The sequence below is a fragment of the Micromonospora sp. NPDC023966 genome (assembly GCF_040639095.1).
Taxonomy (GTDB): domain Bacteria; phylum Actinomycetota; class Actinomycetes; order Mycobacteriales; family Micromonosporaceae; genus Micromonospora.
Window position 1 is genome coordinate 124396 of sequence record NZ_JBEZZJ010000002.1, and the last position, 21758, is coordinate 146153.

Below are 21758 nucleotides of genomic sequence, written 5' to 3' on the forward strand. Positions count from 1 at the left end.
CCGGGACCTGCGCCGTCCCGGGCTCCGGTGTCGTCGCCGGCCGGTCAGCGGCCGCCGCGGGCCTCGCGGGTGGCGTTGTTGTTCGCCTTCTCGATCGCCTTGACCAGCTCCGGCTTGGTCATCCGGGACCGGCCCGGCACGTCGAGCTTCTTGGCCACCTCCATGAGGTGCTCCTTCTTGGCGTTGGCGTCCACCCCGCCGGCCGTGGGTGCCCGCCGGGCCGGGCCGCCGCCGGCCGCCTGCCGGTCGCTCGGGCCCTTACGCCCCTTCGGCTCCCAGTGGTCGCCGACCTTCTCGTACTCGTGCTTCACCGCGGCGAAGGCGGTGCGGTGCGCCCGCTCCCCCTCGCCGTACGTCTCGACCGCCGAGTCGTGCGTCTTCTCCCAGGTTCGCTGCGCCTTCGCCGGGGAGCGCCGCAGCGTGCTGGGCAGTACCTCGCGCCCGGGCATCTCGTCCTCCTCCGTCTGCATGGATTCCCTACTCGTTCCCGCCGGTCCGAAGCACAAACCGGCACCCGGTTTGTCGATTTGCCGGCCGGGGTACCGCCGGGCCACGTGCCGGTGGTGCGCCCGGCACGCGGAGGAGGCGGTCATGACGGCGACGACGGACGCGGCAGCCGGTGGCCGGCAGCGGGCCCGGATCCCCCGCCGGGTACGCCAGTTGAGCTGGGCGACCTGGCGCGGGGTGCTGTTCCGCAGCGGGCGCAACTTCGTCAAGGACAACTGCGCCGACTGGGCCGCGGCGCTGACCTACTACGGCGTGCTGGCGCTCTTCCCCTCCACCATCGTGGTGGTCGCCCTGGTCGGGCTGGTCTCCGACGGGCCGCGCACGGTGGACACCGTGATCGACCTGGCCCGCGAGATCGGGGCCGGCTCGGTGGTGGGCAACGACGCCTTCGTCACCGTGGTGCGCAACGTGGTCGAGCAGCGGGGCTCGGCGAAGGTGCTGCTCAGCTTCGGTCTGCTCGGCGCCCTCTGGTCGGCGTCCGGCTTCATCGGCGCGTTCACCCGGGCCTCCAACGCGATCTACGGGGTCGAGGAGGGGCGGCCGTTCTACCGGCTGCGGCCGCTGCAGATCGGGCTCGCCGCGGTGTCGCTCGTGCTGCTCGCCGTGGTGGCGCTGGGGCTGATCGTCAGCGGCCCGGTCACCGACTTCGTGGGCGACCGGCTGCACGCCGGCGGGCTGACCCGCACGGTGTGGACGGTGACGAAGTGGCCGGTGCTCGCGCTGGTGGCGATGATGCTGCTGTCGCTGCTGTTCTGGATCGCACCGAACGTCCGGCAGCCCCGGTTCCGCTGGCTCACCCCGGGCGGCGCGCTGGCCCTGCTGGCCTGGGTGGTGGCCTCCTTCGGCTTCGGCCTCTACGTGGCCAACTTCGGCTCGTACGACGTGACCTACGGCAGCCTGGGCGCGGTCATCGCCTTCCTGGTCTGGCTCTACCTGTCGAACTGCGCGCTCATGCTCGGCGTGCAGGTCAACGCGGAACTCCAGCGGGGCCGGGTGATGCAGGCCGGCGTCGAGGATCCGGGCGAGCCGGTGCTGGCGCCCCGCGCCCCGGCCGATTCCTGACCGGCTTCGCCCGATTCGGGGGGCGATGACCGGCTCGGCCAGCCGCCGTCGGTTTACCGGCGGCCCTCTCGGGCATGTCTGTGGGCATGGAACGTGCCAGCAGCAAGCACTCACCCAGGCTCGACGAGCAGATGAGCAGCGAGGTGAATGGCCTGATCCAGGGGCCGGGCACCGGAGGCTCCCGGGTGGAGGAGCACCGCGTGCCGGAACCGGCCGGGGAGGACCAGCCCGAGGCCACCACGGCCCCGGCGGGCGAGCTGCGCACCGGCGCCCCGAAGGGGATGAGCTCGGAGGACGTGGAGGGCCGCAGCCGCCTCGGCCGGTTCATCACGATGTCCGCCCTGCCGGGCGACCGGGAGACGCTGGTGGCCAACGCCCGGGAGAACGAGGCGCCGGACGACATCGTGGCGGCGCTGCAGAGCCTGCCCGAGGGCACCCGTTACCAGACGGTTTCCGAGGTGTGGGCCGCGCTCGGGCACAAGAACGAGACGACGCGCTGGTGAGCGGACCGGCCCACGGTCCGGGAGCAGACACCGGCGGACAGGAGGAAGACTGACATGAGCGGCGTTATGGAACACGTGGACGTGGCCGTCCCGGTCCGCACCGCCTATGACCAGTGGACGCAGTTCGAGGAGTTTCCGCACTTCATGGAGGGTGTCCAGGAGGTCCGACAGCTCTCCGACACGATGACCCACTGGACGGTGGAGATCGCCGGCGTGAAGCGCGAGTTCGACGCCGAGATCACCGAGCAGCTGCCCGACGAGCGGGTGGCCTGGCGCTCCACCGGGGGCACCGAGCAGGCCGGTGTGGTGACCTTCCACCGCCTGGACGAGGGGAACACCCGGGTCACCCTGCAGCTGGAGTTCGAGCCGCAGGGCATGGTCGAGAAGGCCGGCGACAAGTTGGGCGTGGTGGACCGCCGGGCCAAGGGAGACCTGGCGCGGTTCAAGACGTTCATCGAGCGGCGCGGTCAGGAGACCGGCGCCTGGCGCGGCAAGGTCGACCGGCCGACTCCCTGAGTCGCCGACCCCCGGGTACGCGAACCCTGATGGCCGCCGGTGTTCCGGCGGCCATCGCCGCGTCCGGGGGCCGTTTGCGATCATCCGGCCCGGGTACCGCAGGGGAATGACCGACAATGACAGCCACGTGTGGCGCGACGAGGAACGCACTCCCCTGCGCGAGCTGGACCGGGCCATCGCCCGGTCGACCCTCGACGGGCAGGCGGACGATGTCACCGGCAACGACGCCGGCGAGGAGGCCGCGTTCGGCCACGGGCCGGAGGCGGTGGACCGGGGCGCCGGCCCGGAGGCCGAGCGGCGGGAGATGACCGACGCCGACCGGGCGTACCGGCCGTCGACCACCGGCCGGACCAGCCCGGACACCATGTGAGCCGTCCTCCGGGAGCCCGGAGGACGCGCGGTCGGTGGTCGCTCAGGAATCCGGGCGACCCCGGCGGGCGCCGGCGGCGTGCAGGGCGATGAGCGCCAACGCGAGCGCCACCAGCGTCGGGCCGAGCGTGGCCACCGAGACCCGGGCCAGCAGCACCCCCACCGCGGCCGGCACGAGGGCGGCGCCGAGGCCGGCCGCGCCGATCTGGAGGCCGATGGTCCGGTCCGCGTGGTCGCGGCCCACCCGTTCCGCGGTGGTCAGGGTGAGCAGCGGGAAGACCGGCGCGGCCGCGAAGCCCACCACCAGCAGGCCGGCGACGGTGACCCAGCCCGGGGCGGGCAGCGCGATCAGCACCGCTCCCCCGGCCATGCCGAGCAGACTCCCCCGCAGCACGCGGGCGGTGCCGAGACGCTCCGCCACCACCCCCTGCACCACCCGCCCCACGAAGAGGCTGCCCCAATAGCCGGAGACGCAGAGCCCGGCGAGCGCGGCGGATAGCCCGCGCCCCTCGGTGAGCAGCAGGAACGCCCAGAGCCCGGTGGACACCTCGATCGCCACGTAGACGGCGAAGGCGGCCCCGCCGAGCCAGACGGCCGGCAGCCGCAGCGTCGCGCCGATCGAGGCCCGCCGCGCAGCCGCGCCGGCGGGCTCGCCGGGCACCACCTGTGGGGCGATCGGGTCGGGCGGCAGGGTCGCGCCGGCCGGCGGGCCGCCCCGCCACAGCCGCACGGTGAGCGCGAACGCGGTGGCCAGGGCGAGCTGTGCGACGGCCACCAGCGCGTACCCCCACCGCCAGCTCAGCCCGGCACCGAGCACCCCGGTCATGATCAGGGGCCCGATCGCCACGCCGAGCCCGAAGAACGCGTGCATCCAGTTCATGTGCCGGGGGCCGAAGGCGGCGGCCGCGTACGCGTTGAGCCCGGCGTCGATCGCCCCGGATCCGAGCCCGAGCACCAGCGCGAAGCCGACCATGACGGCGAGCGCGGGGGTGGACGCGTACCCGGTCAGGGCGACGCCGGCCAGCAGGGTGCTGCCGGCGAGCAGCCAGCCGACGCCGAGCCGGGCCAGGGTGAACCCGGCGAGCACGCTGGAGGTCAGGTAGGCCACCGTGCCCGCGGTGAGGACCACCCCGACCGCCTCGGTCGGCACGTCCAGGTCCAGCCGGATCGACGGCCAGCCGACCCCGATCAGGCCGTCGGGCAGCCCCAGGCTGACGAAGGCGAGGTAGGCCAGGAGCAGCAGGGCCGGGCGGGGCGGGGCGGGGGCGCGGGCCACGAGAGCCCATCCTGCCCAGCCCGCACCCGTGCCGGCGGACCGGGTGCGGCGGCGGTGACCTGATGCTCAGCCGAAAGGACAAAAAGGAAGATACGGACGGCCGGTAAAACGGACAGCCCATCCAGAATCGGCCGAACGGCTGACGGCGATGCCCCCACCCCGCGTAAGACTTTCGGGATGCAACAGGGCTCCGGTTTCCTCTCCCAGCGTCAGCGCCGCCTGGCGTGGCTCGGCTTCCTGCTCGCCGCGATCCAGGCGCCCGTCGCCGCCAAACTGGTCGACGATAGCTCCTGGCTGTTCAGCCTCGTGGTGGCGCTCATGGTGGCGACCGTGATCATCGCCGACGACGGCGCGCGCCGCCGCCCGGCGCAGGCCCGCTCCTCCGACTGATCAGCCCTCGGCGGGGCGCGCCTCGTGCCCCGGCCGCCCCGGGCTGCGGCGGCGCTCCTTCATCTCCGCCTCGTAGAGGTGTCGCCGGCCACCGACCAGCTCGTCGCGGGCCTCCCGGTCCAGCTCCCGGAAGAGCGCGTAGTAGCCGTCGTCGAAGTCCTCGACGATCTGGAAGGTCCAGCGTCCCGCGATGACGTTGCGGCCGAGCAGGTCCTTCTCGATCCGCTCGGCGAGCTGCGGGTGCCCGGCGGAGCGGAACAGCGCCACGGCGTCATCGAGCATCAGGTCGGCGTGCCCGATCAGCTGGTGCAGCGAGTAGAGGTGCCCGCGGACCCGCTCGACGCACTCCAGCGCCTCGCTGAGCTTGCCCAGGGCCTCGACCGTGGCGTCACTCACGCCCGCCGGCCGGCGGTGCGCCTGGTCCGGTCCGTCGGCCTGCTGTCCCATTCCGTTCCTCCGCGGGGTCGGCTGCGCGGTCTGCGCGGTTTCCCTTCTGCCCCCGGACGCGCCGCTCAATCCCGGCGGGCGAGGCCGGCCGTCGCCCGGACGACCCGGGCATCGGCCGGTCGGCCGAGGTCGGCCCGCTCGCGGCGGGACTAGCCTCGGTCACCATGCGCGTGCCGAACAACCGGGTGGCGACCCGTTCCGCGGCGGTGGCCGCGAGGTCCAGCCTCACCACGCTCACCGCTGCCGTCGGCACCGCCGGCCTGGCCGCGGCTGCCGCCAACCCCGGCCTGCTGGCCGCGGTCGACCAGCACGCCGCGGCCGTCCGCGACAGCCTGGACGGCGACCGCCGCCCGCTGACCGTGGCGGCGCTCGCCGGCTACGCCGAGGGGGTGCGCGACGCGGCGCGGGAGAACGGCTGGCAGCCGCCGGTCGAGCCGATCGACTGGTCGGAGCCGGACTGGCTGCTCACCCGCCTGCTCGCGGTCTGCCTGCTGACCCGCGCGCTGGACCCCCGCGACCTGGCCTGAGACACGGCGGAGGGCGCCCGCGATCGCCCGCGGACACCCTCCTCGCCCTGTTCTCCTCAGCCGTTCGGCCGGCGGAACTGCTGGGTCTCGTCGCCCACGTTGCCGGACTGGTACGTGCCCTGCGCGCCGGACATCGACGACTGCGGCATGACCGGTGTGGGCTGGCCGCCCCGGTCGGCCATCTGCCGCTCGTAGTCGCTGCGACCGGCGCCCTGCGCCTGGCGCTGCTCCTTGAACGCCCGGGACTCCTCGGCGGCCCGGTTGAGCCACCCGTCCCAGCGGGCCTGCATCGGCTTGATGAGACCACCCCCGACGCCGACCACCAGGATGCCGGCGATCGTGCCGAGGAACGCGATGAGCACCGGCGTGGTGACCGTGGTGGCGATGCCCACCTGGTTCAGCGCGGCGATCACGCCGAGCGCCAGGATGAAGACCGCCGCCAGGTCGGCCAGCACCCGGCCGTACGAGAGCCCGCCGAGCGCGCCCGAGACGAGGTCCCGGACCGCGTTGGCGATGGCCGCGGCGATGACCACGATGACGATCGCCACGAAGGCCCGCGGCAGCCACGAGACGATGCCGCGGATCAGGTCACTGATCGCGTTGGGTCCCCACACCCCGAAGGCGAACTGCAGGGTGAACAGCAGGACCGCGTAGTAGGCCAACTTGGCCAGGATGTCGCTGGCGTCGTACCTGGTGCGTTCGAGCGCGCGTTTGATGCCGCCGCGTTCGACGGCCCGGTCGAATCCCACCCGTTCCAGTGCCGCGTCCACGATTTTGAGGACGGCTCGGGCGATGAGCCAGCCCACCACGAGGATCGCGATGAACGCGATGGCCCTCGGGATGAAGAGCAGCACCGACCTCCAGAAATCGGTCAGGGCGTCACCGATGTCGGCCTGCCCGACCGCGAGGGTTTTCGGCATGTTGTCCCTCCTGTCGCGTGAACTGCGCCGCCCGCATACCCGGTGGTTTCGGCAGCACGCCGGGCCGACCCCGCCAATTTCCCGACATGCCCGGCCGAACCGGCCGTGACCTGCCCTGGCACCCGCTCCGGGACCGGCCGGCGGTCGACGCGCGCGGCTGATGGAAACCTGACAGCCAGGCTCCGGTTAGGCTGCGGTCATGCCAGGCACCGTCGGGCGGGTCCCCACGCCATCTGCCCCCACCCCGGGAGCGCCCGCCGGGTCGGGCGCCACCGGGTCGGGCGCCACCGGGTCGGGCGCGGCCATCGTCCTGGCCCACCCGTGGGCGGACACACCGCTCGGCCCACCAGAGGGCTGGGACCCGGCGGTACGCGCCGTGGTCGACCTGGTGCTGGCCTCGCCGGTGCCGATGGCGCTGCTCTACGGCGAGGACCTGGTCCTGCTCTACAACGACGGGTACGCGGAGCTGATCGGCGAGCGGCACCCGGCGGCGCTCGGCCGGCCGGCGGCCGAGGTGTTCGCCGACCTCTGGCACGACCCGATCGCCGGCGAGGTGGTCAGCCGGGTCTACCGGCGGGGCGAGCCCTACCTGGAGCGGGAGGCGGTGCTGCCGGTCGACCGGCACGGCACCGGTCCCGCCGAGCCGGCGGTGTTCACCCGCGGCTACTCCCCGGTCCGCGACTCCACCGGCCGGATCATCGGCGTGCTCACCGTGGCCGCCCAGACCACCCAGGTCACCCGGCAGTTGCAGAGCCTGAGCGACTTCGCGGCCGCGCTCTCCGGCACCCTCACCCTGGACGACGTCGCCCGGGTCACGCTGCGCTACTGCCTGCACTCCTTCGACGCCGACCGGGTCTCGTTCCTGGTCGACGAGGGCTCCGCCTGGCGGATGGTCCGCCGGGTCCGGGGTGAGCTGCTGGACGAGGCCGACGAGCGGCTGCCGCCGCTGTGGCGGCGGCAGCCCGCCGACTCGGCCGTCCCGATCGTGGTCACCGCGCGCAGCGGCGTGTCGTCCTTCGTCTCCGACGGCCAGCCGCTGCGGGACACCGCGGCGGACCGGCACGACGAGAAGATCCGGGCGATCGCCTCGCTGCCGCTGCGCTCGACGGTGATCCGCGGCGCGCTCACCGTCGGCTACCAGGCCGCGCACCCCTGGTCGCCCGCGGAGCGGGCGCTGCTCGCCGCCTCGGCGGAGCTGGTCGGCCAGGCCGCCGAGCGGGCCCGCCGCTTCGAGACCCAGCACGGCACCGCCCAGCTGCTGCAACGCAGCATGCTCCCGGAACAGCTGCCCGACCTGCCCCGGCTGCGGATCGCCGCCCGCTACGACCCCGGCGTCGACGGCAACGCGGCCGGCGGCGACTTCTACGACGCGTTCGTGCTGCCCACCGGCGCGCTCGGCGTGGTGCTCGGCGACGTGGCGGGGCACGACGTGCAGGCCGCCGCCCGGATGGGCCAGGTACGCGCCGCGCTGCGCGCGCTGGCCCTCTCCGACCCCCGGCCGGACGCGGTGCTCGGCGGGCTGGACCGGCTGGTCGCCAGCCTGGGCGTCGAGGGCGGCACCCACGAGCTCTTCGTCACCGTGGTGTTCGGGGTGGTCGAGGCCGACCGGGAGCGGATCACGCTGGCCAGCGCCGGCCACCCCGCGCCGCTGATCCGGCGCTGCCCGCCCGAGGGCGAGCCGGTCGCCGAGTACGTCGAGGTGCCGCCCGCGCCGCCGCTGGGCCTGGGCGGCCGTCCGCGGACGGTCACCGTGCCGTTCCGCCCCGGCGACACCCTGCTGCTGTTCAGTGACGGGGTGGTCGAGCGGCGCTGGCAGGACCTCACCGCCGGGCTGGCCGGGCTCGGCACGGCGGTGACCGCCGCGAGCAGCGGCGACCCGCGGGCGCTCTGCGCGGTGGCGACCGCCGCCGTGCCGGGCGCCACCGAGGACGACGTGGCCGTGCTGGCGGTGGAGCACGCGGTGAAGCCGAGCCGGTCGGCCAGCATGGAGGTGCCGGCGGAGCCGACCGCGCCGAGCCGGGTCCGGCACTGGATGACCGCCCAGCTCACCGACTGGCAGGTACCCGAGGCGGTGGTCGGCGCGGCGGTGCTCTGCACCAGCGAGCTGACCACCAACGCCCTGTTGCACGCCGGCACCGCCGCCCGGGTCGAGATCGACCTGAGCGCCGAGCGGCTGCTGGTCTCGGTCGCCGACTCCGGCACCCGCGGGCAGGTGACCCGGGCGCAGACCGACACGCTGAGCAGCCGCGGGCGCGGGCTCGGGCTGATCGAGGAGCTGAGCGACGCCTGGGGCACCGACCCCACGGTGCGCGGCTCGACGGTCTGGTTCGAAATCCTCATCCCCGCCGGGTGAGTCGCGCGTCGGCGGCGGCCCGGGCGGGTAGAAGGGGAGCCATGCCTGACGACAACCGCTGCGGCGTCCTCTTCGACGTGGACGGCACCCTGGTCGACACCACGTACCTGCACACGGTGAGCTGGTGGGAGGCGCTCCGCCAGGGTGACCACCGGGTGCCGATGGCGCGGATCCACCGGGCCATCGGGATGGGTTCGGACAAGCTCCTCGACCACCTGCTCGGGGCCGAGCGGGACCGGGACGCGGACGGCAAGCTGCGCGACACGCACGACGCCCTGTACGCCGAGTACTGGGAGCGGCTGGCGCCGCTGCCCCGGGCGGTGGACCTGCTGCGCGCCTGCGCTGCCCGCGGGCTGCGGGTGGTGCTGGCCACCTCGGCGGCCGAGCACGAGGTGGCCGCCCTCCGGGCCGCCCTCGACGCGGACGACGTGATCGACACGGTCACCTCCTCGGCCGACGCGAAGGAGAGCAAGCCGGCGCCGGACATCCTGGAGGCCGCGCTGGCCCAGTCGGGCCTGGCCGCCGAGCGGGTGGTGTTCGTCGGCGACTCGGTCTGGGACGTCGCAGCCGCCGGCAAGCTGGACGTCCCGTGCATCGGTCTGACCTGCGGCGGCACCAGCCGCGGCGAGCTGGCGGGCTCGGGCGCGGTGGCCGTCTACGACGACCCGGCCGGCCTGCTGGACGGCCTGGCCGACAGCGCCATCGCCGCCCTCACCGATCCGGCGAGGTCGGTTCGCGCCCCGGGCCGGGCCGGTGACACGGTGACCGGTCCCACCGGGGAGAAGACGGACACGGAGGCATAGCCCACCCCGCTACGGGGCACTGGTGACCACCTGCCCGCACGGTGCGCGGCGGAAGGGTGGTGCCGTGGAACCGGTCGATGTCGCGTTCGCCCTGCTGGGCGTCGGCGCGCTGCTGGCGGGGATCCTGCCCCGGGTGCTGGAACGCCGGCCGCTGTCGATGCCGATCGCCTTCCTCGGCCTGGGCGTGCTGGTCTTCCTGCTGCCCACCGGGCTGCCGACCCCGGACCCGCTGCGCTGGCCGGAGCTGACCACCCACCTCACCGAGGTCGGCGTGATCGTCGCGCTGATGGGCGCCGGCCTGAAGATCGACCGGCCGTTGAGCTGGGCGCGCTGGGCGTCGACCTGGCGGTTGCTGGCCGTCGCCATGCCGCTGTGCATCGTCGCGGTGGCGCTGCTCGGTTGGTGGTGGGCCGGGCTGGTGCCGGCCGCGGCCCTGCTGCTGGGCGCCGCGCTCGCCCCGACCGACCCGGTGCTCGCCTCCGACGTGCAGGTGGGCGAGCCGACCGACGTGGAGGACTCGGAGGACGAGGTGCGCTTCGCGCTCACCTCCGAGGCCGGGCTGAACGACGGACTGGCCTTCCCCTTCGTGTACGCGGCCATCGCGATCGCCACCACCAGCCTCGCGCCGGCGGACTGGCTGGCCCGCTGGCTCGCCGTCGACGTGCTCTACAAGCTCGCCGTCGGGGTGGGCGGCGGGCTGCTCATCGGCTGGCTGCTCGGCAAGCTCTTCTTCCGGGCCCCGAGCCAGCTGCGGCTGGCCCGGCACGCCGAGGGCTTCCTCGCCCTCGCCGCGACCTTCCTGGCGTACGGGCTGGTCGAGGTGGTCGGCGGGTATGGCTTCCTGGCCGTCTTCGTGGCCGCCCGGGCGATCCGGGCCGCCGAGCGCACCCACGAGTTCCACTCCGTGCTGCACGACTTCGCCGAGCAGGTCGAGCGGCTGCTCACCGTGCTGTTGCTGCTGCTCTTCGGCGGCGCGGTGATCGGCGGCCTGCTCGCCCCGCTGACCTGGCCGGCGGCGCTGGTCGGGCTGGCCCTGGTCCTGGTGATCCGGCCGCTGGCCGGCTGGCTGTCGCTGCGCGGGGCGCCGGGACGCCCGGCCGAACACTGGGTGATCTCGCTGTTCGGCATCCGCGGCGTGGGCTCGTTCTACTACCTGGCGTACGCCACCAGCAGGACGGAGTTCCCGCAGGCCGAGCTGGTCTGGGCCACGGTCGGCCTGGTGGTGGTGGTCTCGGTGGTGGCGCACGGGATCGCCGCCACCCCGGTCATGCAGCTGCTGGACCGGGCGGGCGAACGGACCGGGGATCCCTCAGAGCGGGGCCGGACGGACGAACCCGCCCTGGGCGGCGTCGGCGGCTGACCGGGGCGCCGGCACCCGGGCGGCCGGCAGCTCCAGGCGCAGCCGCACGGTGGTCACCCCGTCGGCGACGTGCACGTCCACCAGGTCGCAGAGCCGGTGCACCAGGAGCAGCCCCCGGCCGCGCACGCTGGCCGGCGGCGGCGGGATCCGGCCGGCCAGCGGATCGGCCAGCTCACCCGGGCCGGTCACCTCGCAGACCAGCTCGCCCGCGGCGGCCCAGCACCGCGCGACGGCCGGTCCGGCGCCGTGGGTGAGCGCGTTGGAGGCCAGCTCGGTAACGGCGATGCGCAGGTCGTCGACCCGCTCCGCGGCGAGCCCGGCCGCCTCGGCGACGGCGGCGACCGTCGCGCGCAGCGCCGCGAGCCGGTCCGGCCGGACCGGCTCGGTGAGCGCGCCGCCGGGCGGCGGGGGCAGCGGACGGGCCAGCCGGCTCAGCAGCGCCCGGGGCGGCCGGTAGCCGGCACTGGGCCGGGCCACTCCCCCGCTGACCAGCCGGGGATGGGTCCGGGCGACGTCGGCCAGCGCCCCGGCCGGCAGCCGGGACCGGTCGAACAGGCAGCGCGCGGTGAGCGGCTGGTCGGCGAGACCGAGATTGATCAGCACCTCGTGCTCGACGCAGTGCCGGTACGCGGCCGGCCGCCGGCCGGGCCAGAGCGCCTCGCCGACCACCCGGACCCGGCGGCCGGGGAACCGGTGGACGAGGTCGCGCAGCGTGGCCGCGATGATGGTCGCCGGGTTGCGCCCGATCACCGCCATGTCGGCCAGGTCGACACCGTCGAGCGGGTCGAGCAGCGGCCGGACCAGGGGCAGCCGGTGGGTGGGCACGGCGACCAGCACCGGCTCGCCGGCGGCCCGCCCGGCCTCGACGAACTCTCCGACGGCGGCGAGGTAGTCCTGGTCGTGGGTGTAGAGCAGGGCGTCGTGGCGCAGCCCACCGTCCGGGAACGGCGACCGGTCGAGACCGGTCCCGCCGTCTCCCGGCCGACCGCCGGCGCCGTTCACTGCGCGTACACCTCCCCGACGAACGATACCCGTGGGTGACGGGCCGCCTGCGCGCAGTGGGACCGGTCAGCCACGGTCCGCGAGCAGCCGGGTGGCCAGGGCCCGGCCCAGGTCCCGGCCGGAGCGCCAGGCGCCCTGCACCCGCGGCCGCCCGAAGGCGTCGCCGGCCAGCCCGATGCCGTCGTCGTCCAGGTGGTAGGCACCCTCGCCGCCAGCGGTCGGCTTCGCGTACGTCCAGCGGTGCACGTGGGTCAGCTCGGCCGGCTCGGGCAGGCCGAACAGGTCGCGGACGGCCTGCTCGACGGCCGGGGCGGCGGCGGTGGGCTGGAGCAGATGCCCGGCGGCGAACTCGGGGGTGGTGTGCGCGACCAGCACCGGGGCGCCGTCGCCACGCCGGTCGCCGTCGTCGCAGACCAGGCTCAGCACCGGGTGCCCGTTGACGAACGCGCCCCGGAAGTCCGGCCAGCGGCGCGCGGGGAAGCGCAGCACCCCGGCCAGCGCCGAGGACCAGCGCTGGGCCGCCACCGCCCGGGTGGCCGCCGCCAGCGCGGGGTCGAGCAGCAGGGCGGCCTGCGGGCCCGGCATGGCCAGCACCACCGCCTCGGCCGCCCGCCCGTCCACCCGCGGGCCCGGCTCGACCGTCATGACCAGGCGGTTGTGGGCCACCGGCAGGTCCCGGGCCAGGTGTTCCACCAGCGAGCGGAGCCCGCGCGGGGCGGCCCACCGCATCGGGCCGGCCACCTCCTCGCGCCCCCGCGGCCCGTACGCCACCAGCGTGTCGGTCCACTCGCGGGCCAGGCCGGCGGCGCGCCAGCCCTCGACCACCGCGGCGAAGTCGGGGTCGTCGACGGTGAAGTAGGCGGCGCCCAGATCCGCGGGACGGCCCGCGAAGCGCGTGCTGGCCATCCGCCCGCCGGTCACCCGGGCCCGTTCCCGGACCTCCACGGGGATGCCGGCCCGGGCCAGCTCGGCGGCGCAGGCCACCCCCGCGATGCCCGCGCCGACCACCACCACACCCGCCCGGTCCGCAGTCACCGGCTGATCGTAGGCGGCGGCCGGCATGAAGACCCCGGGACCGGGGTAGTGGTACACCTGTTCGAGGAGAGGTGATCATCATGGCCGACCGCAGCAACGGCAGCAAGGACCCCGTCAACCCGGACGCCGCCGTCAAGGACCCGGACGACTGGGTCACCGGCGACGAGCCGCCGACCGCGGCGCAGGAGTCGTACCTGCACACCCTGGCCCGGGAGGCCGGCGAGGAGGTGCCGGAGGGGCTGACGAAGGCCGAGGCGTCCCGCCGGATCGACGAGCTCCAGGCCGAGACCGGCCGCGGCCGGTGAGTCAGCGCGGGGGCAGGCGGTGCAGCTCGACCCGATCGAGCCGCCCCGCCGCCACCCGCGCCGTCAGGTAGGTCGCGTGCGGCTGGGCCCGCCGGTCGGTGGGTGAGCCGGGGTTGAGCAGCCGCAGCCCACCCGGGGCCACGCTGTCCCACGGGATGTGGGAGTGCCCGAAGACCAGCAGGTCGCAGTCACCGAAGGCGGCGGCGCAGCGCTCCTCCCGGCGGGTCTTCGGCCCGGTCTCGTGCACCACGGCCACCCGCAGCCCGGCCAGCTCGACCCGGGCCACCTCCGGCAGCCGGGCGCGCAGCGGCGGCCCGTCGTTGTTGCCGTACACCCCGACCAGCCGGCGGGAGCGGGCCTCCAGGGCGTCCAGCAGGGACACGTCCACCCAGTCGCCGGCGTGCAGCACCACATCGGCGGCCTCGACCGCCGCCCAGAGCGGCGCCGGCAGGTCCCGCGCCCGCTTCGGCACGTGCGTGTCGGCCATGATGACCAGCTCCATCCCCCGATCCTGCCCGCCACCGCGCCCGCTGTCGCGCGGGCGCGCCCCGTCAGGCGCCCCGGCCCGGGTTCCCCAGCAGGCCACCGTCCATGAGGTCGGTCGATCCGGTCACGTACTCGGCGTTGTCGCCGGCCGGGACGACGGCCGCGCCCGCTCCGCGGTGACCGCGCCGGCCGGCACGGCCGATCGGTCGGTCCGGCCGCGGAGCCGCTCGGCGGCCGCGGTGATCCGGCCCGCGGCGTTGATCAGGCCGATGTGCGAGAAGGCCTGCGGGAAGTTGCCCAGCTGCTCGCCGGTGGCCTCGTCGATCTGCTCGGCGTAGAGCCCGAGATCGTTGACGTGCGCGGCGACCTGGGCGAACAGCCGCCGGGCCCGGCCCAGCTCGCCGGCCTCGGCCAGGCAGGCGGCCAGCCAGAACGAGCAGATCACGAAGCCCGCCGGGTCGTCGTTCCAGCGCCGCAGCAGGCCGTCGCGGGACAGTCGGCGCTCGACCACGTCGATGGTGGCGCGCATCCGCGGGTGATCGGCGGGCAGGAAGCCGACCAACGGCATGATCAGCACCGAGGCGTCCAGCTCGTCGGAGTCGAACGCGCCGGTGTACGCCCCGACGCGGTCGCTCCAGCCCCGGCCGAGCACCGCCGCGCGCACCTCGTCCCGGGCGGTCGCCCAGTGCGCCACGTCGGCGGGTTCGCCGATCCGCGCTCCGAACCGGACGGCCCGGTCCAGCGCGGTCCAGCACTGCACCTTGGACGACAGGTAGTGCCGCTCGGCGTCGCGCGCCTCCCACATCCCGGCGTCGGGCCGGCGCCACTCCTGCGCCGCCTGATCAGCCAGGGCGTGCAGCAGGTAGCGCACGTCGGCCGACATCGGGTCGAGGTAGTGGCGCATCAGCCACGCCGCGTCGAGGACCTCGCCCAGCACGTCCATCTGCCGCTGCTGCCAGGCGTCGTTGCCGACCAGGACCGGCCGGCTGCCGGCGTACCCGGCGAGGTGGTCGAGGCGGTGTTCGGTGAGGTCCCGCTCGCCCTCGACGCCGTACATGATCGGCACCGGCTCGTCGTCGATCCGGCCCATCGCCCGGGCCACCCAGGTGAACTGCCGATCCGCCTCGTCCGGGCAGGCGGCCAGCCAGAGCGCCTGGAGGGTGAGGCTGAAGTCGCGGAGCCAGACGAAGCGGTAGTCGTAGTTGCGGGCGCCGCACACCTCCTCGGGGAGCGAGGTGGTGGCCGCCGCGACCACCGCCCCGCTGGGCCCGTAGGTCATCCCCTGCACCACCATCGCGCTGCGGCGGACCAGGTCACGGTATTCGCCGTCGTAGTGGTGCAGGCCGGCCCAGGACCGCCAGCTGGCCACGGTGTCCGCCACCGCCTGGTCGGCGTCGGGCAGCGCCGGCGCGCCGTCGCGGTAGGCCGGGGCGTACCCCAGGGTGAAGTGGTGGGTGCTGCCGGCGCGGGCGGTGAACCGCCCGGACGCGCCGCCCGCCCGGCAGGTCATCGGCACGTTGGCGCGCAGCTCCAGCCGGCACGCGCCGGCCGTCGCCCCGATCACCCCGTCGGCGTCGGTGAGGTAGGCGCGGACCCGGCCGTACTCGAAGCGGGGCGCGTAGTCGACCCGCATGGGCACCTCACCGGCGAGCCCCTCGACCACCCGGGCGAGCACCCGCGGCGATCGCAGCCCGATCTCGTGCCCGCGCGCGCCGGGCTCCAGCGCCAGCGCGTCGGTGACGGCCGCCGTCCCGGTCGCGGTGCGGAAGACGGTACGCAGCACGAGCGCGTCGTCCAGATAGGACCGGGTGCTGGTGAACTCGCTCGCGGGCCGGATGCTCCAGTGCCCGGCGTCGTCGTCGAGCAGCCGCCCGAACACCGACGGCGCGTCGAAGCGGGGCGGACACCACCAGTTGACCGAGCCGGCCCGGTCCACCAGGGCCGCGCTGTGCCCGTCGGCGAGGAAGCCGTGCTCGCTGATCCATCCGGTCGGCACGGCGGTGGCTACCCGGCCCGGCGGCCACCATGCGCGCCCCCATCCGTCCCGGCCGACGCGTTACCGCCCGACGGCGGTGGGAACGCGGCGGGTTGACGAAGGAGGATGCTCATGACCAATCCCTCGAGTCCGACCGCGGCCTGGCGGCCGGGGATGCCGGGCAGCGACAACCTCCCGTCCGGTCCGAGCGGCCGTCCGTTGCCGCCGAGCGGGGACGGACACGGGCCGCAGGCCGGCCCACCGACCGTCACGATCGGGTCGTATCCGGACTATCCGTCCGCACAGCGGGTGGTGGACTATCTGGCGGACAACCGGTTCCCGGTGGAGCGGACCGCGATCGTGGGGACCAACCTCACCCTGGTCGAGACCGTGATGGGCCGGCTCACCACGGGCCGGGCCGCCCTGCTGGGTGCGGGCACCGGCGCCTGGTTCGGCCTGTTCATCGGGTTGCTCTTCGGCATCTTCACCGCGGGGAACTGGCTCGCGGTGATCCTGGTGGGCCTGGTGATCGGCGCGATCTGGGGCGCCGTGTTCGGCGCCGTGGCCCACGCCATGACCGGGGGGCAGCGCGACTTCACCTCGGCCAGTTCGCTGCGGGCCAGCCAGTACGCGGTCACCGTGGACGCGGACGTGGCCGACCAGGCCCGGCAGCTGCTCGGCCGGATGCACCTGACCCCGACCGGCGCCACCGCCCGCTGACCGGTCGATCCCCGACGCCCCGGCGCACCGTCGCGCCGGGGCGTCAGCCGTTCAGTGGTAGGAGCGCTCGCCGGCGCGGATCGGGACGTCGACCCGGTTCTCCGGCGGGGCCAGCGGGCAGGCCCACCGGTCGTCGTAGGCGCAACTCGGGTTGTAGAGGTAGTTGGCGTCTAGCCGGACCCGATTGCCGGGCAGCACGGTCAGCCCCCGCCCGAAGGTCCCCTTCACCGTGTCGGTCAGGTAGCGCCCACCGCCGTACGCCTCGCTGCCGCAGGTGGCGTCGCGCAGCGGGACGAACAGCCCGCCCCCGTACGCCTCGATCCACCACAGGGTGAGCGGCCCCCACGGCGTCTCGGCGATGGCCACCCGCCGGTATCGCACCACCCCGTCGGGACCGCCGGTGTCGATGGTCTCGGTGCCCGAGGCGGGGCGCAGCGGCGCCTCCACCACGGCGGCCGGGTCGGGCGGGAACCAGCGCAGCCCGGTGAAGCCGGGCCGGTCGGCGGGCGGCAGCGGGCTGCTGGGGTGGCTGCGGAACAGCTCGTCCCGGGCGGCCCGGAAGCCGGCCAGGTCGAGGTCGGAGAGGTAGAGCCGGGCCACCCGCTCCCGCCAGTCCTGCACGTCGAGATCGTCCACCCCCCGACCCTAACCGGCCCGAGCCCACCGGGCCGCAGTTCAGATTCGAAAGTTGCCGCTCGCAAGCATCGGTGTCGCACGGGTCACCATCGCGCGGAGGCCCTTGTTTAAATTTTAAGTAGTGCTACTCTCATAGCCATGACGGAGAGCCTGGACGCCGAGCGGTCGGCCTGCTGGCGGGCGTACATCGAGGCGAGCCAGCGGTTGTTCACCCGGCTCGAGGACGATCTGCGCGTCGACAGCCAGCTGAGCTTCGCCGACTACCACGTGCTGGTGCTGCTCTCCGAGGCGCCGGGGCAGCGGCTGCGGATGGGCGAGCTGGCGGGCCGGCTGGTGTTCTCGCCGAGCCGGCTGACGTACCAGATCTCCTCGATGCAGAAGCGCGGCCTGGTGGCCCGGGAGTCCTGCCCCGAGGACCGGCGGGGCAGCGAGGCGGTGCTCACCGCCGCCGGGCTGCTGACGCTGCGCGAGGCCGCGCCGCACCACCTGCGCTCCGTGCGCACCCACCTGATCGACGACCTCGACGACGCCGAGGTCGCCTGCCTCACCCGGGTCTTCGAACGGCTCGGCCGGCGCCTGGGCGCCGACCGCGACGCGTCGTCCACCCCGGCCGACAACTAAGGAGCCCCGCGATGCCCGCGATCACCGTCGACGACGTCCTCGTCCTGCCCCGCCTGCCGGAGCTCGCCGAGTCCACCACCTACCGCCCGGTCCGCCGGGTGACCACCGCGCCGAGCGGCTACGAGGGCGAGGGCTTCCCGGTCCGCCGCGCCTTCGCCGGGGTCCCGCTGACCGAGCTGGACCCGTTCATCCACCTCGACCAGATGGGCGAGGTCGACTACGCGCCGGGTGAGCCGAAGGGCACCCCGTGGCACCCGCACCGGGGCTTCGAGACGGTGACCTACATGATCGACGGGATCATGGACCACCAGGACTCGCAGGGCGGCGGCGGCACCATCACCGACGGCGACACCCAGTGGATGACGGCGGGCCGCGGCCTGCTGCACATCGAGGCGCCGCCGGAGCACCTGGTGATGAGCGGCGGCCTCTTCCACGGCCTCCAGCTCTGGGTCAACCTGCCCCGGGTGGCGAAGATGAACCCGCCGCGCTACCAGGACATCCGCGGCCGGGAGTCGGCACTGCTGACCACGCCTGACGGTGGCGCGCTGGTCCGGGTGATCGCCGGCGAGATCGCCGGCCACCGGGGCCCGGGCTCGACCCACACGCCGATCACCATCGCGCACGTGACGCTCCAGCCCGGCGCCGAGCTCAACCTGCCCTGGCGGCCGGACTTCAACGCGCTGGTCTACGTGCTGGCCGGCCGCGGCACGGTGGGCACCGACCGGCGGCCGATCCACCTCGGCCAGCTCGCGGTGCACGGTCCGGGCGACGCGCTGCGGGTCACCGCGGACGCGCGGCAGGACGCCAACACCCCGGCGCTGGAGCTCTACATCATGGGCGGCCAGCCGATCCGCGAGCCGGTGGCGCACTACGGCCCGTTCGTGATGAACACCCGGGCCGAGCTGGTCCAGGCGGTCGAGGACTACCAGGCCGGCCGGCTCGGGGTCATCCCGGCCGAGCGGCTGCCGCACAGCGGCGGCGAGGGCGACCGTCCCTGACCGCTCGAACCGACGGGCGTCCCGGTTCCCCGGGGCGCCCGTCGCCGGTCCTGCGGAGTCGGTGAACTCAGGAGACGGCGAAGATGCCGGCCACCCCGAGGATCACCATCAACAGGACCGCCACCAGCGCCCCCCGCTCCCCCTCCACCGCCTGCTCGCGGTATTCGGTCACGGTGTTCGTCGTCTCGGCGGGCATGCTGTGGCCTCCTCGGTTTCGCGATCCAGGGGTCGGTGCACCCCCGCGCGAGCACCCCGCCGACCTGGGGCGGTCGGCGTGCGGGGTCGTGCCGGGGGTCCTACCGTGAGGACGTTGTCGACCTCGGGAGGCTGGAACGTGTCGATGCGGGACTGGTTCCTCTCCGCACAGGAACGCGCCAACCCACGGTCAGAGTTACCCGTCTGGACGAGCGGAAACCTCGCCGAGCCGTTGATTCACGGCGGCGCGTACTTTGACCGGCTGGTCAGCGAGGTGGAGCAGCTCCGGGCCGGCGACCACCTCTTCTTCACCGACTGGCGCGGCGACCCCGACCAGCGGATGCGGCCGGACGGGCCGACGGTGGCGCAGCTGTTCGCCCAGGCCGCCCAGCGCGGGGTGATCGTCAAGGGCCTGATCTGGCGCTCCCACCTCGACGCCCTCTCCTACAGCGAGGAGGAGAACCGCGACCTCAGCGAGGCGATCTGCGCCGCCGGCGGGGAGGTGCTGCTCGACCAGCGGGTCCGCCGCGGCGGCTCGCACCACCAGAAGCTGGTGGTACTGCGCCACCCCGGCGCCCCGGAGCGGGACATCGCGTTCGCCGGCGGGATCGACCTCTGCCACAGCCGGCGCGACGACGCGGCGCACGGCGGCGACCCGCAGGCGGTCGCCATGTCCCCCCGGTACGGCCCGCACCCGCCCTGGCACGACGTCCAGCTCGCGCTCCGCGGCCCGGTGGTCGGCGCGCTGGACACCACCTTCCGGGAGCGGTGGACCGACCCGATGCCGCTGGACTCGGAGAACCCGATGGCCTACCTGCGGGACCGGCTGCGCGGCTCCGACCTGAGCCCGGACCCGCTGCCCGACCAGCCCGCCGACCCGCCGGCCTGCGGGCCGCACCACGTCCAGGTGCTGCGCACCTACCCGGCGGTACGCCCGCGCTACTCGTTCGCCCCGCACGGCGAGCGGACCGTGGCCCGCGGCTACACCAAGGCGGTCCGCCGGGCCCGCCGGCTGATCTACCTGGAGGACCAGTACCTCTGGTCGACCGAGGTGGCCGACCTCTTCGCCCGTGCCCTGCGCGCGCAGCCCGAGCTGCACCTGGTGGCCGTCGTGCCCCGGCACCCGGACGTGGACGGCCGGTTGGCGCTGCCGCCGAACATGGTCGGGCGCGCGCAGGCCCTCGAGCTCTGCCACCGGGCCGCACCGGACCGGGTGCACGTCTTCGACGTGGAGAACCACGAGGGCACCCCGGTCTACGTGCACGCGAAGGTCTGCGTGGTGGACGATGTCTGGGCCAGCGTGGGCAGCGACAACTTCAACCGCCGCTCGTGGACCCACGACAGCGAGCTGTCCTGCGCGGTGCTGGACGACACCCGGGACGAGCGGACCCCGACCGACCCGGCGGGGCTGGGCGACGGAGCCCGGGTGTTCGCACGGGACCTGCGGCTGCGGCTGTGGCGGGAGCACCTGGACCGGGACCCGGACGGCGGGGCGGACGACGACCTGCTCGACCCGGCGGACGCGGTCGCGGCGATCACCTCGGCGGCGGAGGCGCTGGAGCGGTGGCACGAGTCCGGGCGCACCGGGCCCCGCCCGCCGGGGCGGCTGCGACCGCACCGGCCGGAGCGGCTGTCCTGGCGGACCCGGCTCTGGGCGCTGCCCGCCTACCGGCTGGTCTACGACCCGGACGGCAGGCCGCTGCGGGCCCGGCGCGCCGGCACCTGGTGAGCCGTCGCGAGCTCATCCTCGGTCGGCAGCGGCGCGTCCAGCGCGTCCGGCCGGGCCGGGTACGCGAACGACACCCGGGGCGAGTAGTAGCCCCAGCAGATCTGTAGCGGGTTGGCCGGGCGGAGCGCGTAGACCGGGTGCTCCGGGGCGAGGAACTCCACCGACTCGACCTCGAACGGCGACACCGGCTCGGCCACGTACGGGTAGTCCGCGACGATCAGCTCGCCGTCGCGGGCGGTGACGTAGCGGTGGTGGCCGTTGTAGGCCGCGGTGCCGGTGTGCCCGACCTGGGCGGCGACCTGGATGAGCGGCCGGCCGTCGGCCCACGTCTCGGCGGTGAGCCGCCCGCCCCGGACCTCCACCAGCGTCTCCCCCGTCCCGACGGGGGCGCCCCGGGCGGACGCGTACTGCCGGACCCGCGGGCTGGAGGCGAGGTAGTGGGTCCACCAGCCGCCGGGTGTCTCTCCGTCGGGCGGCTCCATGTCCGCGAGTGAGACACCGAGGAAGGTGAGCGAGTACGCGCCGAACCCGGAGGTCTGGCACTCGTCGTCCACCACGTACTGGCAGAGGAAGACCTGGTGGTCGGGGCGCGGGCGGAGGCCGGCCGGGACGAGCGCCGCGACCGCGTCGGGGTCCGCCGGAAGCCAGCTGAACAGCAGGGTCCGGGCGTTGACGACGAGTTGCGGAGCGGCGGGATCCAGCACGGTGCCTCCGTAGACGTGTACACCTGGACGCTACGGGCGGTCCCGTCGGCGGGACAAGGACGGAAAGGCGACAGTGTGCGACAACTGTCGGGTTTCACGTTGACCGGTCGGTCCGCAGGTTCGTCCGTCCGGGCAGCCGAGCCCGACCGCCTCGCACCACAGCGCGGGTCGGCCATCCGAGGGGTATCTGCCCCGATTAAGGCCCTTCATGCTGTGACACGGCTTAAGTACATCGTACTTTCGGCTAGATTTCCTCAGACCGATCAGGTTAAGGTGGCTTCCGAACGGCCTAACTGAAGCTAAACCGAAGCGTCACGTC

25 protein-coding genes and 1 pseudogene are annotated in these 21758 nt (G+C 74.6%); 14 read left to right on the forward strand and 12 right to left on the reverse strand.

What is annotated here, in order from left to right; translation table 11 throughout:
- Positions 1-44: 44 nt before the first annotated feature.
- Complete coding sequence (locus AB0F68_RS04710; protein ID WP_357333327.1) at positions 45-449, reverse strand: ChaB family protein; 405 nt, start codon at positions 447-449, stop codon at positions 45-47.
- A gap of 142 nt (positions 450-591) precedes the next feature.
- On the opposite strand from AB0F68_RS04710, the gene AB0F68_RS04715 reads away from it, so the two are divergent.
- The 4 genes from AB0F68_RS04715 (at position 592) to AB0F68_RS04730 (ending at position 2958) form a co-directional block, all read left to right on the forward strand.
- Positions 592-1569, forward strand: a complete 978-nt coding sequence (locus AB0F68_RS04715) for a YihY/virulence factor BrkB family protein (protein WP_357333007.1) — start codon at positions 592-594, stop codon at positions 1567-1569.
- An 86-nt stretch (positions 1570-1655) separates the two neighbouring features.
- Positions 1656-2072: a DUF2795 domain-containing protein gene (locus tag AB0F68_RS04720; RefSeq protein WP_357333008.1), complete on the forward strand. Its 417-nt coding sequence runs from the start codon at positions 1656-1658 to the stop codon at positions 2070-2072.
- Between the two features lie 54 nt (positions 2073-2126).
- Complete coding sequence (locus AB0F68_RS04725) at positions 2127-2588, forward strand: SRPBCC family protein (RefSeq protein ID WP_357333009.1); 462 nt, start codon at positions 2127-2129, stop codon at positions 2586-2588.
- A 106-nt stretch (positions 2589-2694) separates the two neighbouring features.
- On the forward strand, positions 2695-2958 hold the full coding sequence (locus tag AB0F68_RS04730; RefSeq protein WP_357333010.1) for a hypothetical protein: 264 nt from the start codon (positions 2695-2697) through the stop codon (positions 2956-2958).
- Between the two features lie 42 nt (positions 2959-3000).
- Here AB0F68_RS04730 and AB0F68_RS04735 read toward each other — a convergent pair whose 3' ends face one another.
- Positions 3001-4233 carry an MFS transporter gene (locus AB0F68_RS04735; RefSeq protein ID WP_357333011.1) on the reverse strand — a complete coding sequence of 411 codons (1233 nt, stop codon included), beginning with the start codon at positions 4231-4233 and terminating at the stop codon, positions 3001-3003.
- 177 nt (positions 4234-4410) lie between these two features.
- On the opposite strand from AB0F68_RS04735, the gene AB0F68_RS04740 reads away from it, so the two are divergent.
- Entirely contained in the window at positions 4411-4623 is a 213-nt protein-coding gene (locus tag AB0F68_RS04740) for a hypothetical protein (protein WP_357333012.1), read from the forward strand.
- Here the strand turns inward: AB0F68_RS04740 and AB0F68_RS04745 are convergent, their stop codons facing one another.
- Entirely contained in the window at positions 4624-5070 is a 447-nt protein-coding gene (locus tag AB0F68_RS04745; RefSeq protein ID WP_357333013.1) for a hypothetical protein, read from the reverse strand.
- A gap of 164 nt (positions 5071-5234) precedes the next feature.
- Between AB0F68_RS04745 and AB0F68_RS04750 the strand changes: the two genes are divergently transcribed.
- Positions 5235-5597 carry a DUF6401 family natural product biosynthesis protein gene (locus AB0F68_RS04750; protein WP_357333014.1) on the forward strand — a complete coding sequence of 121 codons (363 nt, stop codon included), beginning with the start codon at positions 5235-5237 and terminating at the stop codon, positions 5595-5597.
- A gap of 56 nt (positions 5598-5653) precedes the next feature.
- On the opposite strand, the gene AB0F68_RS04755 is transcribed toward AB0F68_RS04750, so the two are convergent.
- A complete protein-coding gene (locus AB0F68_RS04755; protein WP_357333015.1) occupies positions 5654-6517 on the reverse strand; it encodes a hypothetical protein in 864 nt (287 codons plus the stop codon).
- A gap of 199 nt (positions 6518-6716) precedes the next feature.
- On the opposite strand from AB0F68_RS04755, the gene AB0F68_RS04760 reads away from it, so the two are divergent.
- The 3 genes from AB0F68_RS04760 to AB0F68_RS04770 all read left to right on the forward strand — a co-directional run bounded on the left by AB0F68_RS04760 (position 6717) and on the right by AB0F68_RS04770 (position 11033).
- Complete coding sequence (locus AB0F68_RS04760) at positions 6717-8870, forward strand: SpoIIE family protein phosphatase (protein ID WP_357333016.1); 2154 nt, start codon at positions 6717-6719, stop codon at positions 8868-8870.
- A 41-nt stretch (positions 8871-8911) separates the two neighbouring features.
- Positions 8912-9673, forward strand: coding sequence for an HAD family hydrolase (locus AB0F68_RS04765; RefSeq protein ID WP_357333017.1), 762 nt, complete (start codon positions 8912-8914; stop codon positions 9671-9673).
- A 64-nt stretch (positions 9674-9737) separates the two neighbouring features.
- Positions 9738-11033 (forward strand): cation:proton antiporter, encoded by a 1296-nt coding sequence (locus AB0F68_RS04770; RefSeq protein ID WP_357333018.1) that lies wholly within the window; start codon positions 9738-9740, stop codon positions 11031-11033.
- Here AB0F68_RS04770 and AB0F68_RS04775 read toward each other — a convergent pair.
- The gene (locus tag AB0F68_RS04775; protein WP_357333019.1) at positions 10983-12035 is read right to left on the reverse strand and encodes a sensor histidine kinase; all 1053 of its coding nucleotides are present in this window, start codon (positions 12033-12035) and stop codon (positions 10983-10985) included. The genes AB0F68_RS04770 and AB0F68_RS04775 overlap by 51 nt on opposite strands.
- A 66-nt stretch (positions 12036-12101) precedes the next feature.
- Positions 12102-13097 (reverse strand): FAD-dependent oxidoreductase, encoded by a 996-nt coding sequence (locus AB0F68_RS04780; protein ID WP_357333328.1) that lies wholly within the window; start codon positions 13095-13097, stop codon positions 12102-12104.
- 53 nt (positions 13098-13150) lie between these two features.
- Between AB0F68_RS04780 and AB0F68_RS04785 the strand changes: the two genes are divergently transcribed.
- Positions 13151-13375, forward strand: coding sequence for a DUF3072 domain-containing protein (locus AB0F68_RS04785; RefSeq protein WP_148426973.1), 225 nt, complete (start codon positions 13151-13153; stop codon positions 13373-13375).
- Between the two features lies 1 nt (position 13376).
- Here the strand turns inward: AB0F68_RS04785 and AB0F68_RS04790 are convergent, their stop codons facing one another.
- The 3 genes and pseudogenes from AB0F68_RS04790 to AB0F68_RS04800 form a co-directional block, all read right to left on the reverse strand.
- A complete protein-coding gene (locus tag AB0F68_RS04790) occupies positions 13377-13877 on the reverse strand; it encodes a metallophosphoesterase (protein WP_357333020.1) in 501 nt (166 codons plus the stop codon).
- 49 nt (positions 13878-13926) lie between these two features.
- Positions 13927-14022, reverse strand: a pseudogene (locus tag AB0F68_RS04795) (short-chain dehydrogenase); the annotation flags it as partial.
- On the reverse strand, positions 13986-15857 hold the full coding sequence (locus AB0F68_RS04800; protein WP_357333021.1) for a glycoside hydrolase family 15 protein: 1872 nt from the start codon (positions 15855-15857) through the stop codon (positions 13986-13988). The gene AB0F68_RS04800 and the pseudogene AB0F68_RS04795, both read right to left, overlap by 37 nt.
- Before the next feature lie 111 nt (positions 15858-15968).
- On the opposite strand from AB0F68_RS04800, the gene AB0F68_RS04805 reads away from it, so the two are divergent.
- Positions 15969-16556, forward strand: coding sequence for a general stress protein (locus AB0F68_RS04805; RefSeq protein WP_357333022.1), 588 nt, complete (start codon positions 15969-15971; stop codon positions 16554-16556).
- Between the two features lie 51 nt (positions 16557-16607).
- Here the strand turns inward: AB0F68_RS04805 and AB0F68_RS04810 are convergent, their stop codons facing one another.
- The gene (locus tag AB0F68_RS04810; RefSeq protein WP_357333023.1) at positions 16608-17192 is read right to left on the reverse strand and encodes a DUF1684 domain-containing protein; all 585 of its coding nucleotides are present in this window, start codon (positions 17190-17192) and stop codon (positions 16608-16610) included.
- A gap of 138 nt (positions 17193-17330) precedes the next feature.
- On the opposite strand from AB0F68_RS04810, the gene AB0F68_RS04815 reads away from it, so the two are divergent.
- Both AB0F68_RS04815 and AB0F68_RS04820 read left to right on the forward strand, forming a co-directional pair.
- Positions 17331-17813 carry a MarR family transcriptional regulator gene (locus AB0F68_RS04815; protein WP_357333024.1) on the forward strand — a complete coding sequence of 161 codons (483 nt, stop codon included), beginning with the start codon at positions 17331-17333 and terminating at the stop codon, positions 17811-17813.
- An 11-nt stretch (positions 17814-17824) separates the two neighbouring features.
- Positions 17825-18811 carry a pirin family protein gene (locus tag AB0F68_RS04820; protein ID WP_357333025.1) on the forward strand — a complete coding sequence of 329 codons (987 nt, stop codon included), beginning with the start codon at positions 17825-17827 and terminating at the stop codon, positions 18809-18811.
- 67 nt (positions 18812-18878) lie between these two features.
- On the opposite strand, the gene AB0F68_RS04825 is transcribed toward AB0F68_RS04820, so the two are convergent.
- Positions 18879-19007 carry a hypothetical protein gene (locus AB0F68_RS04825; RefSeq protein WP_255509960.1) on the reverse strand — a complete coding sequence of 43 codons (129 nt, stop codon included), beginning with the start codon at positions 19005-19007 and terminating at the stop codon, positions 18879-18881.
- 138 nt (positions 19008-19145) lie between these two features.
- On the opposite strand from AB0F68_RS04825, the gene AB0F68_RS04830 reads away from it, so the two are divergent.
- Positions 19146-20735, forward strand: a complete 1590-nt coding sequence (locus AB0F68_RS04830; protein WP_357333329.1) for a phospholipase D-like domain-containing protein — start codon at positions 19146-19148, stop codon at positions 20733-20735.
- Here the strand turns inward: AB0F68_RS04830 and AB0F68_RS04835 are convergent.
- Complete coding sequence (locus AB0F68_RS04835) at positions 20684-21439, reverse strand: hypothetical protein (protein ID WP_357333026.1); 756 nt, start codon at positions 21437-21439, stop codon at positions 20684-20686. The two genes, AB0F68_RS04830 and AB0F68_RS04835, sit on opposite strands and share 52 nt — an antisense overlap.
- Positions 21440-21758: the final 319 nt, after the last annotated feature.

Excerpts from the sequence above, each read along its gene's own strand:
- AB0F68_RS04755 (WP_357333015.1), bottom strand. The coding sequence starts at position 6,517 with ATGCCGAAAACCCTCGCGGTCGGGCAGGCCGACATCGGTGACGCCCTG.
- AB0F68_RS04760 (WP_357333016.1), top strand. The coding sequence starts at position 6,717 with ATGCCAGGCACCGTCGGGCGGGTCCCCACGCCATCTGCCCCCACCCCG.
- AB0F68_RS04745 (WP_357333013.1), bottom strand. The coding sequence starts at position 5,070 with ATGGGACAGCAGGCCGACGGACCGGACCAGGCGCACCGCCGGCCGGCG.
- AB0F68_RS04765 (WP_357333017.1), top strand. The coding sequence starts at position 8,912 with ATGCCTGACGACAACCGCTGCGGCGTCCTCTTCGACGTGGACGGCACC.
- AB0F68_RS04730 (WP_357333010.1), top strand. The coding sequence starts at position 2,695 with ATGACCGACAATGACAGCCACGTGTGGCGCGACGAGGAACGCACTCCC.
- AB0F68_RS04750 (WP_357333014.1), top strand. The coding sequence starts at position 5,235 with ATGCGCGTGCCGAACAACCGGGTGGCGACCCGTTCCGCGGCGGTGGCC.
- AB0F68_RS04710 (WP_357333327.1), bottom strand. The coding sequence starts at position 449 with ATGCCCGGGCGCGAGGTACTGCCCAGCACGCTGCGGCGCTCCCCGGCG.
- AB0F68_RS04785 (WP_148426973.1), top strand. The coding sequence starts at position 13,151 with ATGGCCGACCGCAGCAACGGCAGCAAGGACCCCGTCAACCCGGACGCC.
- AB0F68_RS04805 (WP_357333022.1), top strand. The coding sequence starts at position 15,969 with ATGACCAATCCCTCGAGTCCGACCGCGGCCTGGCGGCCGGGGATGCCG.
- AB0F68_RS04790 (WP_357333020.1), bottom strand. The coding sequence starts at position 13,877 with ATGGAGCTGGTCATCATGGCCGACACGCACGTGCCGAAGCGGGCGCGG.
- AB0F68_RS04815 (WP_357333024.1), top strand. The coding sequence starts at position 17,331 with ATGACGGAGAGCCTGGACGCCGAGCGGTCGGCCTGCTGGCGGGCGTAC.
- AB0F68_RS04715 (WP_357333007.1), top strand. The coding sequence starts at position 592 with ATGACGGCGACGACGGACGCGGCAGCCGGTGGCCGGCAGCGGGCCCGG.
- AB0F68_RS04780 (WP_357333328.1), bottom strand. The coding sequence starts at position 13,097 with ATGCCGGCCGCCGCCTACGATCAGCCGGTGACTGCGGACCGGGCGGGT.
- AB0F68_RS04825 (WP_255509960.1), bottom strand. The coding sequence starts at position 19,007 with ATGCCCGCCGAGACGACGAACACCGTGACCGAATACCGCGAGCAGGCG.
- AB0F68_RS04720 (WP_357333008.1), top strand. The coding sequence starts at position 1,656 with ATGGAACGTGCCAGCAGCAAGCACTCACCCAGGCTCGACGAGCAGATG.
- AB0F68_RS04820 (WP_357333025.1), top strand. The coding sequence starts at position 17,825 with ATGCCCGCGATCACCGTCGACGACGTCCTCGTCCTGCCCCGCCTGCCG.
- AB0F68_RS04740 (WP_357333012.1), top strand. The coding sequence starts at position 4,411 with ATGCAACAGGGCTCCGGTTTCCTCTCCCAGCGTCAGCGCCGCCTGGCG.
- AB0F68_RS04725 (WP_357333009.1), top strand. The coding sequence starts at position 2,127 with ATGAGCGGCGTTATGGAACACGTGGACGTGGCCGTCCCGGTCCGCACC.